Origin of the sequence: Clostridium sp. D53t1_180928_C8, assembly GCF_015667795.1 — a bacterium.
Lineage (GTDB): Bacteria > Bacillota > Clostridia > Clostridiales > Clostridiaceae > Clostridium.
In genome coordinates, this window is record NZ_JADPEL010000002.1 from 215,611 (window position 1) to 232,163 (window position 16,553).

19 protein-coding genes are annotated in these 16,553 nt (G+C 26.5%); 5 read left to right on the forward strand and 14 right to left on the reverse strand.

The window, feature by feature from the left end; all coding sequences use genetic code 11:
* The first annotated feature begins 208 nt into the window (after positions 1-208).
* Positions 209-835 carry a transposase gene (locus tag I4V51_RS02345; protein WP_195986730.1) on the forward strand — a complete coding sequence of 209 codons (627 nt, stop codon included), beginning with the start codon at positions 209-211 and terminating at the stop codon, positions 833-835.
* Positions 836-861: 26 nt separating this feature from the next.
* Here the strand turns inward: I4V51_RS02345 and I4V51_RS02350 are convergent, their stop codons facing one another.
* Positions 862-1,797, reverse strand: a complete 936-nt coding sequence (locus I4V51_RS02350) for a type I phosphomannose isomerase catalytic subunit (RefSeq protein WP_195986731.1) — start codon at positions 1,795-1,797, stop codon at positions 862-864.
* A 386-nt stretch (positions 1,798-2,183) separates the two neighbouring features.
* Between I4V51_RS02350 and I4V51_RS02355 the strand changes: the two genes are divergently transcribed.
* Together I4V51_RS02355 and I4V51_RS02360 are read left to right on the forward strand one after the other, a co-directional pair.
* Positions 2,184-2,384 (forward strand): hypothetical protein, encoded by a 201-nt coding sequence (locus I4V51_RS02355; protein ID WP_195986732.1) that lies wholly within the window; start codon positions 2,184-2,186, stop codon positions 2,382-2,384.
* A gap of 65 nt (positions 2,385-2,449) precedes the next feature.
* Positions 2,450-2,614 carry a hypothetical protein gene (locus I4V51_RS02360; RefSeq protein ID WP_195986733.1) on the forward strand — a complete coding sequence of 55 codons (165 nt, stop codon included), beginning with the start codon at positions 2,450-2,452 and terminating at the stop codon, positions 2,612-2,614.
* 178 nt (positions 2,615-2,792) lie between these two features.
* Here the strand turns inward: I4V51_RS02360 and I4V51_RS21465 are convergent, their stop codons facing one another.
* On the reverse strand, positions 2,793-5,093 hold the full coding sequence (locus I4V51_RS21465; RefSeq protein WP_195986734.1) for a bifunctional diguanylate cyclase/phosphodiesterase: 2,301 nt from the start codon (positions 5,091-5,093) through the stop codon (positions 2,793-2,795).
* A gap of 187 nt (positions 5,094-5,280) precedes the next feature.
* Between I4V51_RS21465 and I4V51_RS02370 the strand changes: the two genes are divergently transcribed.
* The gene (locus I4V51_RS02370) at positions 5,281-7,059 is read left to right on the forward strand and encodes an ABC transporter ATP-binding protein (RefSeq protein ID WP_195986735.1); all 1,779 of its coding nucleotides are present in this window, start codon (positions 5,281-5,283) and stop codon (positions 7,057-7,059) included.
* A gap of 204 nt (positions 7,060-7,263) precedes the next feature.
* Here the strand turns inward: I4V51_RS02370 and I4V51_RS02375 are convergent, their stop codons facing one another.
* Both I4V51_RS02375 and I4V51_RS02380 read right to left on the reverse strand, forming a co-directional pair.
* Entirely contained in the window at positions 7,264-7,515 is a 252-nt protein-coding gene (locus I4V51_RS02375; RefSeq protein WP_195986736.1) for a hypothetical protein, read from the reverse strand.
* A 373-nt stretch (positions 7,516-7,888) separates the two neighbouring features.
* Positions 7,889-8,134 carry a hypothetical protein gene (locus I4V51_RS02380; protein WP_195986737.1) on the reverse strand — a complete coding sequence of 82 codons (246 nt, stop codon included), beginning with the start codon at positions 8,132-8,134 and terminating at the stop codon, positions 7,889-7,891.
* Between the two features lie 241 nt (positions 8,135-8,375).
* Here I4V51_RS02380 and I4V51_RS02385 point away from each other — a divergent pair, with 241 nt between their 5' ends.
* Positions 8,376-10,103, forward strand: coding sequence for an ABC transporter ATP-binding protein (locus I4V51_RS02385; RefSeq protein WP_195986738.1), 1,728 nt, complete (start codon positions 8,376-8,378; stop codon positions 10,101-10,103).
* 78 nt (positions 10,104-10,181) lie between these two features.
* Here I4V51_RS02385 and I4V51_RS02390 read toward each other — a convergent pair whose 3' ends face one another.
* The 10 genes from I4V51_RS02390 to I4V51_RS02435 form a co-directional block, all read right to left on the reverse strand.
* Positions 10,182-10,358 (reverse strand): hypothetical protein, encoded by a 177-nt coding sequence (locus tag I4V51_RS02390; RefSeq protein ID WP_195986739.1) that lies wholly within the window; start codon positions 10,356-10,358, stop codon positions 10,182-10,184.
* Positions 10,359-10,416: 58 nt separating this feature from the next.
* Complete coding sequence (locus I4V51_RS02395; RefSeq protein ID WP_195986740.1) at positions 10,417-11,346, reverse strand: hypothetical protein; 930 nt, start codon at positions 11,344-11,346, stop codon at positions 10,417-10,419.
* A 32-nt stretch (positions 11,347-11,378) separates the two neighbouring features.
* Positions 11,379-12,302 (reverse strand): hypothetical protein, encoded by a 924-nt coding sequence (locus I4V51_RS02400; protein WP_195986741.1) that lies wholly within the window; start codon positions 12,300-12,302, stop codon positions 11,379-11,381.
* A gap of 17 nt (positions 12,303-12,319) precedes the next feature.
* Positions 12,320-12,598 carry a PqqD family protein gene (locus tag I4V51_RS02405; protein WP_195986742.1) on the reverse strand — a complete coding sequence of 93 codons (279 nt, stop codon included), beginning with the start codon at positions 12,596-12,598 and terminating at the stop codon, positions 12,320-12,322.
* Between the two features lie 71 nt (positions 12,599-12,669).
* Entirely contained in the window at positions 12,670-13,578 is a 909-nt protein-coding gene (locus tag I4V51_RS02410) for a hypothetical protein (protein WP_195986743.1), read from the reverse strand.
* A 66-nt stretch (positions 13,579-13,644) separates the two neighbouring features.
* On the reverse strand, positions 13,645-13,896 hold the full coding sequence (locus I4V51_RS02415; RefSeq protein ID WP_195986744.1) for a hypothetical protein: 252 nt from the start codon (positions 13,894-13,896) through the stop codon (positions 13,645-13,647).
* Between the two features lie 53 nt (positions 13,897-13,949).
* A complete protein-coding gene (locus I4V51_RS02420; protein WP_195986745.1) occupies positions 13,950-14,405 on the reverse strand; it encodes a lasso peptide biosynthesis B2 protein in 456 nt (151 codons plus the stop codon).
* The gene (locus I4V51_RS02425) at positions 14,380-14,709 is read right to left on the reverse strand and encodes a lasso peptide biosynthesis PqqD family chaperone (protein ID WP_195986746.1); all 330 of its coding nucleotides are present in this window, start codon (positions 14,707-14,709) and stop codon (positions 14,380-14,382) included. Before I4V51_RS02425 ends, I4V51_RS02420 begins: the two co-directional genes overlap by 26 nt.
* Positions 14,710-14,917: 208 nt before the next feature.
* A complete protein-coding gene (locus I4V51_RS02430; RefSeq protein ID WP_243281359.1) occupies positions 14,918-15,841 on the reverse strand; it encodes a hypothetical protein in 924 nt (307 codons plus the stop codon).
* A gap of 275 nt (positions 15,842-16,116) precedes the next feature.
* Positions 16,117-16,368: a hypothetical protein gene (locus I4V51_RS02435; RefSeq protein ID WP_195986748.1), complete on the reverse strand. Its 252-nt coding sequence runs from the start codon at positions 16,366-16,368 to the stop codon at positions 16,117-16,119.
* Positions 16,369-16,553 lie beyond the last annotated feature (185 nt).

The following is a 16,553-nucleotide window of genomic DNA, read 5'->3' on the forward strand; positions in this document are numbered from 1 at the left end:
ATATAAAATTTCTTTTTTTTGTTCGTCCTTATGAGATATATAATTATACCAACAATTATGTTATTTTTCAACGACAATTTTTGCTATATTTTGCGTTACCTCTGGGGCGCCCCGGAGGCGCCCCAGAGGTAGTTCCAAAAAAGAATAAATATTGTAAAACTTGTTAATAATTTTATATGTATTTAAACTATTCAAAGGAGAATTTAAAATGGTAACAAAAAAAAGACCTTGGTTTCCAGGTGCATGCTATCATATTACAAATCGTGGAAATAATAAACAAAAAATTTTTTTAGATGATAACGACTATAAAATGTATATGTACTTTTTAAAAGACACATTAAGATTCTACGAAGAATTAAATTTTAAACTTATAAGTTATTGTCTTATGTCAAACCATATTCATTTACTACTAAAAACAGACTTACAAGATCCTGGTGTATTTATGAGACGTTTAAATAGCTTATATGTTAAATATTTCAATGAAAAATATGAATATGTAGGACATTTATTTCAAGGAAGATACTTCAGTAATATTATTACTTCAGATTATGAATTACTAGAAGTGAGTAAATATATTCACCTCAATCCTGTAAAAGCAAATATAGTTAAAGCTCCAGAAAATTATACTTGGTCTAGCTTTAGCAGAATACTATCAAATACTCTATCTCCCCCAACTACCTTATGTATACATTCAGATGAAATATTAAATATTATAGATATCTATTTTTTAATTGAGAATTCTAGGGATTGCCTAAATATTAATAGAGAATTTAAAAATTTAGATAAAAAAGAAAAATATAAACTTTATGTTAATCTGCCTCTGGGGCGCCCCTGAGGCGCCCCAGAGGCAAATACAAAATTTTACATCGGATAGCTCTTTATTATTTCTACATCACCTTTAACAACATATTCTCCTAATGTTGCAGGTATTAAATAACTATCTCCCATTTTAATTTTTTCACAGAAACCTTCTCCTTCTATAGTTCCAACTCCATCCACACAAGTTAAAATGAAGAACTTTTCTTCATTACTACAATCAGACCATTCTGTTTCTACATTAATCTTTTGCATACCAAAATACTCATTTTCACAAAAATCTACTTTAGAGAATCCATTAAACTTAACAACTTCTTTATTAGAAAGGTTTTCTGCCTCTAAATTAAAATTAATTACATCTAAAGATTTTTCAACATGTATTTCTCTTGGTCTTCCATAATCATAAACCCTATAAGTAACATCTGAATTTTGTTGAATTTCAGCTATTATTAATCCTTCACAGATAGCATGAACTAATCCACTATTAATTAAGAAGCAATCTCCCTTTTTAACATCTACAACATTTAAGAAGTCTTCACATTTTCCTTCTTCTATTGCTTTTGCAAATATTTCTTTATCACAGTTTTTTGTTCCAACAATTAATTTCGCACCTGGTTTTGCATCTACAACATACCAAGCTTCTGTCTTTCCAAATTGATTTTCAACTCTTTTAGCATACTCATCTCCTGGATGAACTTGAACTGATAATTTTTCTTTTGAATTTATTAACTTAACTAGCAATGGGAATTTTTCTGTATTTACCTTTGAACCAACTAATGCATGTCCAAATTCAGCAATAACTTTATCAAAGCTTTTACCCTTTAATTCTCCATTTGCAACTATTCCTGTTCCATTTGGATGACATGCAACATCCCAAGACTCACCAATTTCTCCTTCTGGTAAGTTATTTCTAAAGGCTTCTAAATCTCTTCCACCCCAAATTTTATCATAATAAAGGTTCTCAAATTTAATTGGATACATACTCTCTTCTCCTTCTCGTCTTCTTTTATACTTAATATTAATAATATCACTTACTATAATATCACTTACTATAATATAACTTTTTACTAATTTAATTTTTTTACATATATTTTCATTTTAATTTTATATTATTGTTTATATAAAAACAATGTGTTTAATTTCCTATTTATTTGCTTTTTTTCATATTTATATGTGCAAATTCAAAATTTCTTTAAAACACTTTTATTCTTAATGTATATTTTTTGTACAACCTTCAAACAATATATATATGCTTAGGAATAAAACTTTTTAGAAAATAAATCTAACTCTATTTATTTTTATAGTAAAAACTTAAGCTTACCCAAATTAAATTTACATCAATATTTTTATTGCAAGGAGGGAGCATCTTGAAAGATAAATCTAATGTTTATTTACCACACGTAAGAAGCTATTATGAACCAAGTAAAGACTCTTTAGTAAGTAAGTCTCCAGAAGGAGTTGATACACCCTTAGCAAATACTGTTGAAGATTCAATAGTAGTAAATAATATAGCATGTCAAGAATTTAGTTACATAGATGATGACGACACCGATAGTACCATAGATTAATACAACAAAATTTATTAGTTCAATTCAACAATTAAATTCATATGTTTTAAAGGAGAATTAGTATTATGGCTAAATCTAACGATAAACAGCATAGAACTAGAGGCGTTATACCTTCTAGCAATACCGAACTTCCAAATCCTCTTAACAGTTATAATAGTCCTCTTGGTAGTTTAAACAATAAAAATAAAGAAACTATACAAAAGGAAAATAAACAAAATACTTTATTTTAATTAATACCTGAAAATAATTAGTATCTCAAAATTAAAAATACTATGATAAGATTTAATACTTATCATAGTATTTTTATTCATTAATAATTATATTTTATTATTGACTTTAAGAGTTACTATTAGCTCCTTATACATCTCTAAAAAATGTTGCTTTTTAATTTTCCTTTGCCCCTATGTATTATTTAGAGAGAACCTTTATTATTTCTGATGCTGGTAATGGACGTGAGAAATAATATCCTTGGAAGTAATCACAGCCAACATCGCTTAATATATCAAACTGGGCTTTAGTTTCAACTCCCTCAATAATAGTTTCCATTTCAAGTAAATGTGCAATATTTTTTATATTATTTACAATCTTGAAATCAAGATATGATCCATTATCTATAAATATTCTATCAATCTTAAGAATATCAAGTTTAAATTTCTTTAAATAACTAAAGGAAGCATATCCTGTACCAAAATCATCTAATGCAATTTTAACGCCTCTTTTATTTAATAAAAGTAAATTATCATGAATAATTATATTATCATCAAGAACTGCTGATTCTGTTATTTCAAAACATAGGCTTTCCCAACTGACATTATATTTATTAAGTATTTTTCCTACTATATCTATAAAATCAACTTCCATAAGTTGAATTGGAGAAACATTTATACTAATTTGCAACTTATATCCGTAATCAAAGAACTCATTAAAATTTCTACAAACCTCTTCAATAATCCAATATCCAATCTTAATTATATCACCTGTTTTCTCAGTATATTGAATAAAATCATCTGGCTGTATACACCCTAACTCCTTGTTATTCCATCTAATTAATGCCTCAAGCTTGTTTATAGATTTATTTTTATCTACTATTGGTTGATAAAATAAAACAAACTCATTATTATCAACTGCTCTTTTTAATGAGTCTTTAATTTTTTCAATTCTAAGTATCTCCTTATAAATAACATCATTAAAGAATAACAACTGCTTACTGTTACTTTTCTTACTTGAATACATCATAAAATCACTTTTATCTATCAAATCATTAAAATTGTTAGCATCCTTAGGATATACAGAGACTCCTGCAGCAAAATCAACAAATAACTTCTTTCCATTATTAAATAATATTGGCTCTTTAAAAGCTTCTAATATTACTTCTTTATAAAACTTTAATAATTTATTGTTATCTTCATAATCACTATATATAATTATAAATTCATCTCCAGAATATCTTGTAACTATTCCTCTATTATTTAAACAATTTTGAATCCTTCTACTAAAATTAACTAGTACCTCATCACCTGCACTATGACCAAAAACATCATTAATATATTTAAATTTATTTAAATCAATAAATATTAATGCAAATTCATTTTTACATTGTATTAAGTCATTGCATAACTTAGATAATAATTTTCTATTAGGTAATTTGGTTAATTCATCATAATAGATAAGTGACTTTATCTTTTTATCAAAAGAATTTCCTAACGAATTCGAAACAAGCTCTAATTGCTCAAATTCATCCATCTGCTCAAAATTCAGCTCTTTGCTTTCTAAATTTTTAAATAATATTTTTAACTTATTTAGTGATTCCAGTATTGGTTTAAATGTTGCTCTAATTAATAAAATCAAAATTATTAAATATATAACCCCTAAAATAGAAAAAATTACAATTCTAAATCTATTAATAGATTTCATTTCCTTATTATAAATTATGGAGTCCTTATCATATTTTAAAAATATTGGTAGCTTATCACCAAATTCGCTTTTTAATTGTATTACATAGTCATCATTATTATTACCAATACTATTAACAATACCATCTTTGCAAAGATATTCATCATCATTAATTTTTATATATGTATCTAAATGCCCCATGTAAAATCCTGAATTTATATCTTTAATTAAATCCTCAAGAAAAACTTCTAAAATAGTTGCTCCCAAAAGCTCATCATTATCATCTGAATAAATAAGTTTAACTATTAAAATAGCATATTTCCCTGTATCAATATGTTTATTAATATTACTGATTAATATATCATTTTCATTATTATATTTAATTTCATCTAATACCCCATTAGAAATTAAATCATAGTTAGGAATAACTTTTCCCTCATAAATTATGTATTTTCCTGGAATACTAGCAATACTAGCTGAATTTATAAATATAAATTCTTTCAAGTATTCCTCAAAATCTGATACATCTCTAAAACTATCACTTATACTTTTTTCATCTAATTGATCCACACTTCTATTAACATCTAATGCTTGTTTAACTCTCTTATCTCTAGCTAATGTATTAGATAAGTCTTTTAATAATTCAAACTTACTATTGAGTATTTTTTTAGTTTCCTCATAGTGAGTACTATAAGTAAACTCTACACTCTTTTGTAATCCAAATTCCATAAGCACACTATTTGTTATTATTAAAAGACTCATAAACGTAATTCCTATAATGGCTAACTTTAAATTTATCTTTTTAGTAAAAATCACCTTGTCACCTCAGAGTCTTTATTTTGTTAGTCAAACAATATATTACCATATTAGCATAACTTTTGCTACAAAATACATATTGTTAATCCCCCCAATAAAATAGTAATTACAAGGCATTATTGTAAACTTTTTACTCAGATGATAAAATAGTAATATCTGTCAAAAGAAAAGTTAGAAAGGGGTTACTATGGAAAACTTAAAAAAACTTAGACCATCAAAGGACTTATGGATAAAGATAAAGTGGATGGCATCATATGCAAAACCTGCAATTCCATTTTTAATATTCTCAATAGTCGTTAATGTTGTTTTTGCTCTTATAGGAATTTATAATGTCACAGTTTCAAAGTCATTAATAGATTCTGCAATTAGTGGTGACTCTGATGCAACTATACGCTGGTTAATAACAATGCTTGTAATTACTTTAATTAGTATGTTATCAAGTCCAGTAACATCATTTATGAGTACACATTCATCAACAAAATTAACTCAAAATATTCAAAGAAAAATATATCAACATATACAATGTAGTGACTGGCTAGAACAAAGTAAATTCCACTCTGTAAGCTTATTAACAAGAGTAACATCAGACGTTGGTAATATAAGCTCTGCTATTCTTGGTACAATCCCAAGTCTTGTTTCGCTATCAGTTACCCTTGTTGGTTCTTTTTATACACTTATAAACTGGGCACCTTCAATTGCATTTGTTGCAGTATTTATTGGGCCTTTCCTAATTATAGTTGGAAGATACTTTAGTAGTAAGCTTAAAGCTTTATATAAGGAAGCTCAAGAAGAAGATGTTAAATATAGATCTTTCATGCAAGAATCTATTCAAAATATAATGATAGTTAAAACATTCTGTATGGAAAAAATAAATATGCATAGACTTGTTGAAATTCAGGATAATAAATATAAAATTGCTATGAGAAATACTAAGCTTTCTGTAATGACTTCAATGTCAATGAGCTTCTGCTCTTCTCTTGCATACTTTACAATATTTACTTGGGGAGTTTTAAATATAGCTAAGGGGTTATCTACTTATGGTACTTTTACAGGAATGCTTCAATTATATAGTAAAGTACAAGCTCCATTTTCTTCATTAGCAAGCATGATTCCTGGACTTATATCAACTATAGCTGCTGCTGAAAGACTTATGGAAATAGAAGCTATTCCAGTTGAAAAAATGGCTGATGAAAAGGAACTTGATAATATTGCGAACTTAGAAGTTGCTTTAGATACTATTAGTAGTAAAATATCTTCTGAATTTAATAAGCCTAATATAGTTTTTGATAATGTATACTTTGCTTACAAAGCTAATAATAATATTTTAAACAATATAAATTTAACTATAGAATCTGGAGAAACATTAGCCTTTGTTGGTCCTTCTGGTGAAGGTAAGACAACTATGATTAGACTTATTTTATCATTAATAAACCCAACACAAGGTAATGTACTTCTTAGTGAAGATAATATAGTAAAAAGTATTAACAGAAATTATAGAGAACTTATTTCTTATGTACCTCAAGGGAATACTTTATTCTCTGGAACTATTAGAGACAATCTTAAATATGGTAAACCTAATGCTAATGATGATGAAATTTTTACAGCTCTAAAAAGTGCTTGTGCCTTTGATTTTGTAAATGAACTTGAAGATGGCCTTGATACTATGATTGGTGAAAAAGGACTTGGCATTTCTGAAGGACAAGCCCAAAGAATTGCTATTGCTAGATCATTCTTAAGAGAAAGACCAATATTAATCCTTGATGAAGCAACATCTGCCTTAGACCCTGAAACAGAAGTTTCTGTTCTTAAAGCCGTTAGAAGCTTACCTACTAAACCAACTTGTATAATAATAACTCATAGACCTTCTGCTCTTAATATTTGTAATAGAATTATGAAATTAGAAAAAGGTAATCTTAGAGAAGTTAGTAGAGAAAGTATATTAGAAGTTGCTAGTGAATTAGTTTAACAAACAAAGAAATCCACGGATACTAATGTAATTTTGTATCCGTGGATTTTTTAATTTTAATAGCGTGGTAGTACATGTCGCAATTCAATCTTAATAACATATAACTCATTTTTGTTTTCATTTGTGTTAGCTACTGATAAATTAATAAGTTCTGGCTTTTTCCATTTTTTCATTATAATTAATTATGAATCTTAAAACTAACCTTTAAGATATTCCCACTGTTGGTCTAGTACCCTTAAGAACTTTTATCCACTTATTACTAGTTTTGCAGTCACCACAATTTTGATTAGGTGTTGTGTATATTACCCCATCATTAGTTGTTCCAATTTCATTGATATCATTTCTAGAATCTCCATAACAGTTTGCACATATCCACTCATATCCATCACCAGCTTGAATTCCAAAGGTATTTTCAATTCCTAAAACCTTTAACTCTGGTTTTTTCCATTTCCTCATTATTAATTCTCCCCTTTATCATCGTCTTTCGGTAACGATTCCATTTCATTGTTTAGAAGTCGCCTCTAAATTATTTATGCTTTTCTTATTAAACTTAATATTTATATAGAGATTATTTAAATACTACTTATCTTATTTACTATAAATTATATTTGTTAAGTAGTAGTTAATTTTCTACATATAATATCAGCATATATTTATTATATATTGCAATTATAATTTATGTAAATAAATCTTTAGTATTATATATTTTTCAATTATTACTACTTTAGTATAAATGTTAATACTACTAAAATAAGTCCTATTACCTTAGTATATATATTAAATAACATATACTAAGGTAGAAGTTTACTTAGGATGTTACTTAGAAGATTTAAGATTCTGGTAAAGTAGTATCTACATCACCTGTAGTATGGTCTTTAGGATGCCATCTTCCATGTACCTTACACCATACCCACTCTGGATGATGTGGTGGTTTGTTATTTGGATCTGTATACTCTTCATTTCCAAGTCCGAAAATCTCAGCACCATCCCAATTACATATTTCAATGTAATCTGACTCAGTGCTTGTCTTATCAACTCCTAATTTGAATAAAGTTGGATTATCCCAGCTTTTCATACTTAAATACCTCCCTTAATTAATAAATATTAATAATACTTAATTGGTATATTAATTTTAACAATTAATTCAAAATGATTAAATTATACAAATTAATCATTTTTTAATAATACTTACGAGTTACATACTAATAGCTATATAAATTCTCTCTACATTGCCTATTTGAATTATTTCATTGCTTTTTTAACTAATGGTATAATATTGTAATAATTAAACTTATTTTACAAAGGGGCAATATTAAATGGATACTATAAAAAAATTAAAATGGATTTTATCAAATGCCAAATCAATACTTCCATTTTTAATATTAATAACTATTATAAAATCGTTACTCTCCTTAGTTGGAGTTTATAGTGCATTAGTCTCTAAGTCACTTATAGATGCTGCTATATCTCAAGAAATTAATATAGTTATACATTGGCTTACAGTTATGATTGTAATAACCTTTAGTAAAATATTAATCAAACCTATAACATCATTTTTATCAACATATTCTTCATCAAAACTTAGACAAACTATACAAAAAAGAATATATATTCATATAAATAAAAGTGAATGGTCTGATGTATCTAAACACCATAGTATAAGCTTATTAACAAGAATTACTTCTGATACATCTACAATTACCTCTACAATAATAAGCACAATTCCTGGAGTTATTTCTTTAGGTGTTACTTTGATTGCTTCTTTCCTTACATTATTTAAATTATCACCTTATATAACTTTAATAGCATTTTTTATAGGGCCATTTTTATTTATAATAAGTAGATTTTTTAATAAAAAGCTTAAAGTTATATATAAAGAAATGGAAGAGGAAAAGGTTAAATATAAAACCTTTATTCAAGAAAGTATAAATAACCTATTAATAGTTAAAACATTTTGCTTAGAAGATGAAAATATTGAATCTGTAAAAGAAATTCAAGAAAATAGAATGAAACTTTCCTTAAAAAGGACACTTATAAAATCTACTTCTGGAGTAATTATGAAAATATCCTCTTCTGCAACATACTTAGCAATATTCTCATGGGGGGCATTAAATATTGCTAAAGGTATAAGTAGCTATGGTAGTTTAACTGCTATGTTACAGTTATATAATAATGTGAAAGCTCCATTTGCAAGTTTTGCAGGAACTGTTCCTGAATTTATATCAACTATAGCAGCTGCAGAAAGACTTATGGAAATTGAGGAAATGAATTTAGAACCTACTAATTTAAAAATTTCAAATCAAAATATAGTGGATAATAATATTTATTCTTTAAATCCACCTAAAGTTGAATTTAAAAATATAAACTTTAGCTATAAAGAAAATAGGATAATATTAAAAAATATTAATTTAACTATTAATCCAGGTGAAATAATAGGCTTAGTTGGAGAATCTGGCGGTGGAAAAACAACCTTAATACGATTACTTTTAAACCTTATTCATAGCCAATATGGTGACATAACCTTACAATACAATAATGAAAATCCAATTAAAATTACAAAAGAACATAGAGAGTTAATTTCTTATGTACCTCAAGGTAATACTTTATTTTCTGGTACTATTAAAAATAATTTACTTCTTGCAAATAAAAATGCTACTGATTATGAACTAGATAATGCTCTAAAGCAAGCTTGTGCTTATGATTTTATTCAAGAACTTGACGATAAATTAGATACTGTATTAGGTGAGAATGGTATTGGAATATCAGGAGGACAATCTCAACGTTTATCTATAGCAAGAGCATTTTTAAGGAAAAGACCTATTCTTATATTAGATGAAGCTACTTCTTCATTAGATATGGAAACAGAATATAAAGTAATAAAATCAATAAGTTCACTAGACCATAAACCGACTTGTATAATAATAACTCATAGACCTTCAGCTTTAGAAATTTGTGATAAAGTTTATAGTCTTGAAAATGGAAGTTTAAATCTTATTGAAAATAATAGATTATTTGATGAAATTGCATCAGATATAAAAATATAAATAAAATAAGGTATTATCTAAGTTATTAAAACTATGGATAATACCCTATCTTTAATTTCTGATTAAGTTAAAATATAATTAACTTTCCCCATCAAATTGACAGTCGCTTGAACAAGATGAATCTCCATCCCTACTTGAGTCACTACTATCTGATTTCTTATCCTTCGTATGTGGATGTCCTTCCTTTGTACAAGACTTTGTTTCTTCCACACCTAAATCAAAGATTTCTGGTTCCTGCCACTTTTTCATTGTCATAATATAACTCCCCCTATATTTTCAAATTTATAATAAATAATTTAATATTAAATTATAATTATCTACATAGTACTTTATTAATTTCATCTATCTGCTCTTTTACAGTAAACATATTTAAAGGCCTTTTTATCCTATATATCTCTATATCCTTAGATAAATTTAATAACATATTAAAATATTTCTCTTTCATACCAACCTTATTAAGAATTTCTATTCTATAAATGTTTTTTCTAATAATATCTATCTTTTCAAAACCATTAATCTCTTCAATTTCAACTTTATCATTATCTGATGTACATATTTCAAATATAGCCTTTAATTTAACTGGCTTATAACTAAATTTATCTGGAATTCTAATAAAAAACTTATCTCTTTGTCCATAAGCTTTATTAAACTTATTTAATTCATAACCAAAGTTATGTATAGCATCCTTACATAATTTTCTTTGAGGATATGCAGGCTCTATAAATATTTCATTTTTACTTGAACTTCTAATGACTGCTACATCATCAGTAATCATTTTATATCCTAAATCAACTAAAGCTGATGTCAATGTAGATTTTCCAGCTCCACTATCCCCTGTTATAATAACTCCGTTACCATCTATATCAACCGCTCCACCATGAATAGCTAACGTCTGTCTTTGAATAAGTAATCCTCCAAAGATAGTCCCTAATAAAAATACTATAATATTATTAATATCAGGCTCATCATAAGGCTCTATTATAATTTCTCTTCCTTTATATAGATAATATTGAGCTACATTATCTATATTGATCCACATTAAGTTATGCCTATATTTATTTTTTCTTTTTTTCTCTCTATATCCACTTGCTTTTCCTGTCATTTTTCCAATTCTTATTACTATATCTATACTAATTTTATCGTTTACATCTATTTGTATTAATTGTGGTATTTCTATATCTGATATTACATTTAATCCATATAATCTATAAACAAACTTATCTACATTTAATATGTTACTCATATTAATATCCTCTCATAAGTAATTCACTTACTTTAACTAGTTAGCTCTTCTAAAACTAATTTCATTTGCTCATTTACAGTAAATCCATCCTTAGGTCTTTTAAGCTTTAAGAACCTAACATTTTGAGCTAAATTAATACACTGTTCGTAATAAGACTTTTTAAATCCTGTATATTTAGTACACCAATACATATATATATTTTTTAACATCCTCATTAATTTACTAGTACCTTCTAATTCATCTATTTCAACAGTATTTATATCATCACAAGGTTCAATTTCAATAATAGCAGCTAATTTTATAGGTTTATCTATAAAATCATTATTTGCAGGTACTGAATACATCTCTTTTGATTCTTTACTTATAATAAAATCATCACAATTAAAGCCTAAACCTTCTAGAGTATTCTTAGCTAATCTTTGTTGTGGATAACCAGGATTTACTATTGGATGTCCGTCCTCATCTATTGATAATACGCATAACTCATCTGATAAAAATTTATATGTATTTTTTCTAAAGGCTGCTGTTAATGTAGATTTTCCTGATCCACTTCTTCCTGTAAATATAACAGCTCTTCCATTAATAATTACTGCACTTCCATGAATAGTTACTATATTTTTTTGTAGTAAACATGCAGCCATTGATCTCCATATAAGAAATGCCTTTAAATCATTGAAAATACATCCCTCTTCTGGTTCAACTAATATTGTTTTAGCATCCTTAATATAATAAGTCCCTACGTCTTTTATATAAAACCATATTTCATTACCATCATAAAATCTAGTTATGTTTTCTTCGTCTCTCTGTTTTTTTATATTTTTAGGCATATTTCCTTTCTTAACTACTATATCAACTTTATCCTCATCAACATAATCATGAGGTATAAATTCACTTATCTCAATTTCAGACTTTATTATTTTTCCATATGATTTATAATAGTAATTTCTCTCTCCCATATAACTCTCCTAATATATTAAGCTATATTTAATAATCCTATTTCATATAACTTATTTAAAAACTTTAATACTGAATCAGTGCATTTTTCTTCATTTATATCATATTCTTTAATTAATATATTGATGATTTCTGAAGGAATACTTGTTTCATCTAAAGCATCCCAAATTCTACTCCCTATACTATTAAGAGCAAAGTATTCACCTTTTTCTAAGTTCATAATTGCTTTATCTTCATTAATTTCACTTACATAAGTATTACAATTTTTTAATACCTTAGTATTTAATTTAATATCCATATATTACTCCTAATCATTAAATCCTTTATATTTTAATAAATTAATCTTATAACCTTTCATATAAGATTTAATTAACTTATTTCATTCTCAATTAATTTTATTTGGTCATCAACAGTAAATTTACCATTTGGTCTTATTATTCTATATATATCTATATGCTTAGCTATTTCTACACATTGTCTAAAATAATTTTTATCCATAGTACCACAAGCATTTATATATTCTTTTCTATATATATTATCTAAAATCTTTGATAACTTATTATGACCTGTTATTCTTTCAATAACAGCTTCTTTAACATCTCCAATAACTATTTCGAACATTTTAGTAACTTCAATATTATCAGTTACAAATTCCTCTTTAACAGGAACTAAATATTTTATTTTTTCATCTGCCTCAAATGATTTATATTTATCTTTATCATACTTTAAACTATTCATTGCATCTTCACATAGTTTTTGATACGGAAATCCATGATTAATTAATGGTTTATCTGTATAGTTTATTGATGCTACATCATCTGATAAAAATCCATATCCTCTTAATCGTAATGCTGTAGTTAATGTAGATTTTCCAGCGCCTCTATCCCCCGTTATAATAAATGCTTTATTATTTTTAGTTATCGTTGCACCATGTATAGCTACTTGTTTTCTTTGAAGCATTAAAATGCCTAATACACTTCCTAATAAAAATATATTAATCATCTTTTTATCTGCACCCTTACAAACATCAATCATAACTTTATTACCATTTGATATATAATATGTTGCAACATCTCTTATAAATAAATAAACTTCATTCTCTTTTTCAGATGAATATTCCCCCTTCTTAAGTTTATCCATTACGTTATTTGGTATTGTACCATAAATAAAACTCACTTTATCACTTGTATGCTCTACATTTTTAACTTCTATAAATTCACCTATATATATTTCTGATTTAATCTCAATTCCATATACTTTGTAGTAATATCTTTTCATATTATTTTCATCCTTATATAATATTTAAAAAAGATATCCTAGTTAATCTAAGATACCTTCAAATTTTTAAGATGTTTGTCCTGCTACATAGCAACAACACTCATTTCCATGTGTTGGACAATTTACTGACATAAAATGATCTTGTGGTTTTGGATTTGGATCATTTGTGTGATTTCCTGAATGATTTCCACTAGGATTATGATGACAAAAATGTTTATTTCCCCTTGATACTGTCATATCACATTCACAATCTTCAGCATGAGTATTAATTACAATTTCTTTCTTTAATTCTGGATTACTCCAAACTTTCTTTTCCATACTTATCACCCCTATATTTTATATATAATAAATCTATAATGAATTTATTATCATTAATTAGCAAACTTAGCTACAACAGTATATTGATCTCTTATAGCTCCACCCGTTACATAATACTCACCACATCTTAACCATGCATGAGCCTTCATCTCATTATCTGATTTTCTTACACCTAAATAAATAGTTGTAGATATTCCTTCTTTCTTAAGCATCCTTTGAGCTGTTAATGCTTGTACTAAGCATTTGCTTTCCCATGGTGTTTTACTTGATATTAAAGTAACAACCCAAGCTATATGTCTAGCTGTTTTATAAACTTCCTTTTCAACAGTTTCTGACGACTCTTCCTTATGTTTCCCCATACGCTTTCTTAACTTATTAAAAGGAAAAAATAATATAAATGCTCTGTACATTCCCGTATAAATGAATGCTTGTATAAACTCAACTTTTAATTTATTATCTATAGTAAAAAATGTTTTAGTTTTTCTAGTTAATGCTGATAAGGTCTGCATGGCTTAATCTACCTAAAAAATCTACTACAGTGTCTTTACAAGTTTCTTCATCTACTTCATACTCTGAACGTAAAGTTTCTACTATTCCTTTAACATTTATAGGTTCTGTAATTATATCCCATATTCTACTTCCAACCTCATTCATCATAAAGTATTCACCTTTATCAAGGTTCATCATTACTTTTTCTCCATCTAAATCAGTATCATCTATTTCTAAATTTTTATTAATTATTGTATCTAAATTTATTCCATAATCTTTTTTAATTTTTCCAATTTTCCCAGAACTTTTTTTAAAATTAATCATATTTTTCCCCTTCCTTTGATTAAAAATTAAACCTAATATCTATTTTTATTCACACTTAATTTTACCAATTAATTGTAAGTAGTTAAATAATTCTAATTTGCCATTTATTAATTACACTAAAGAATTACTTCTTATATAATTATTTATTTTTATAAATAAAAAACTACTCATAATATACCTATTATAAGTAGTTTAATTTTTAAAATTTCTATACTGCCGTTTCATTAGATACTAGTATTTGCCTCTCAATTAATTCAACTTGTTCATTTACTGTAAATTTATTTGCTGGTCTTACTACTTTAAAGAATCTTATATTTTTAGCTACATCAATACATTGTTTAAAATACATTGGATTCATTCCACCAAGATATTTAATATACTCACCTCTATAAATATTCTCAATAATATTATTTAACTTTTCACCACCTAGTAATTCCTGAATAGTTACTTCTTCAACATCTCCAACAGTTAGTTTTACTATTGCAGATAAGGGCTTTGGTTCATAAACAAATTCATCTTTAGCTGGTACCATATATTTAATTTCATTATCACTCATAAAAGAAGTATATTTTTCTTTATCATATTCAAAGTTATCCATAGCACTTTCACACAATTTTTGATATGGAAATCCAGGCATTACATATGGCACTTTCTCTATCTTAGTTGATGCTACATCATCAGATATAAAATTATATCCTCTTTCTCTTAAAGCTGTAGTTAATGTAGATTTTCCAGCTCCCCTATCTCCTGTAAATATAACTGCCTTATTATCCATTTCAATAACTCCACCATGAATAGCTACCATATTTCTTTGAAGCATTATAAATCCTAAGCAACTACACATTATATATACTTTCATAAGTTTCATATCTGCATTTTCACATACTTCTACTTTTATATCATTTCCATTAGATATACAATATGTAGCTATATTATCTATATGAAACCATATCTTATCTTTTAAAAGCTTAATTTTGCTTCCATTTTCTATCTCACTTTTTATATCTTCTGACATTTCTCCCTTAATTATATTAACGATATTATTTTCATCCATGGTATCTAACTTAATGAATTCTTCTATTTCTATTTCTGATTTAATATTTAATCCGTAAACATTATAATTATTTATCACTCTCATACTCCTCATTTTTACAATTTATGTAATTATAAATTAATTATACAATTATATTATCTGGTAATAAATTATTATTTAGTATTACTATTTTATACCTTATTAGAAGTAGTAATATTAATTACTTTTCTTTAATAATATATTTTAAATAAATATACGCTAATTAATATTATACAAAAAAGAGGATTCAAATTTATGAATCCTCTTTTTTATTGACTAGTACCAAACTTATTTTTCTACAACTACAACTCGTTTTGTATTACTTCTATTACGAATTAAGATACTGGAATTACCGGAACCCTATCCGCATCTGCGCCACACTTAGCAAAAGCTACATGATGCTCCCACCTCATATGTGATCCTATTCCATGTCCAAAATTATATCCACATCTTGGACAAATATGCCTATGGATAAAATAGTTTTCCCCTATTCCCTCTACTTCTTCAGCTGTTTCACACTCTAACAACTCATTAGTTTCCTTTAAATTTAACTCTTTTAACTCTGGACCTAACCATTCTTTTTTCACAATTCATCCCCCATTTATATCTAATAAAAAAACTATTTTCGTTTCTCAACATCCTAATAGTTATATAAATAATTTTATAGTAAATTTAACCATTATGTAAATTAACATTTAGTATAATAAATCTTAGTAGTTTTACTAATTAATTTAAGCTACTTACTAATAAACATTATTTAATGCTAAAGTAT

Bases quoted from the DNA above. Each gene is read 5' to 3' on its own strand.
- I4V51_RS02345 (WP_195986730.1), top strand. From the start codon at position 209: ATGGTAACAAAAAAAAGACCTTGGTTTCCAGGTGCATGCTATCATATT.
- I4V51_RS02350 (WP_195986731.1), bottom strand. From the start codon at position 1,797: ATGTATCCAATTAAATTTGAGAACCTTTATTATGATAAAATTTGGGGT.
- I4V51_RS02360 (WP_195986733.1), top strand. From the start codon at position 2,450: ATGGCTAAATCTAACGATAAACAGCATAGAACTAGAGGCGTTATACCT.
- I4V51_RS02370 (WP_195986735.1), top strand. From the start codon at position 5,281: ATGGAAAACTTAAAAAAACTTAGACCATCAAAGGACTTATGGATAAAG.
- I4V51_RS02375 (WP_195986736.1), bottom strand. From the start codon at position 7,515: ATGAGGAAATGGAAAAAACCAGAGTTAAAGGTTTTAGGAATTGAAAAT.
- I4V51_RS02380 (WP_195986737.1), bottom strand. From the start codon at position 8,134: ATGAAAAGCTGGGATAATCCAACTTTATTCAAATTAGGAGTTGATAAG.
- I4V51_RS02385 (WP_195986738.1), top strand. From the start codon at position 8,376: ATGGATACTATAAAAAAATTAAAATGGATTTTATCAAATGCCAAATCA.
- I4V51_RS02390 (WP_195986739.1), bottom strand. From the start codon at position 10,358: ATGACAATGAAAAAGTGGCAGGAACCAGAAATCTTTGATTTAGGTGTG.
- I4V51_RS02395 (WP_195986740.1), bottom strand. From the start codon at position 11,346: ATGAGTAACATATTAAATGTAGATAAGTTTGTTTATAGATTATATGGA.
- I4V51_RS02400 (WP_195986741.1), bottom strand. From the start codon at position 12,302: ATGGGAGAGAGAAATTACTATTATAAATCATATGGAAAAATAATAAAG.
- I4V51_RS02405 (WP_195986742.1), bottom strand. From the start codon at position 12,598: ATGGATATTAAATTAAATACTAAGGTATTAAAAAATTGTAATACTTAT.
- I4V51_RS02410 (WP_195986743.1), bottom strand. From the start codon at position 13,578: ATGAAAAGATATTACTACAAAGTATATGGAATTGAGATTAAATCAGAA.
- I4V51_RS02415 (WP_195986744.1), bottom strand. From the start codon at position 13,896: ATGGAAAAGAAAGTTTGGAGTAATCCAGAATTAAAGAAAGAAATTGTA.
- I4V51_RS02420 (WP_195986745.1), bottom strand. From the start codon at position 14,405: ATGCAGACCTTATCAGCATTAACTAGAAAAACTAAAACATTTTTTACT.
- I4V51_RS02425 (WP_195986746.1), bottom strand. From the start codon at position 14,709: ATGATTAATTTTAAAAAAAGTTCTGGGAAAATTGGAAAAATTAAAAAA.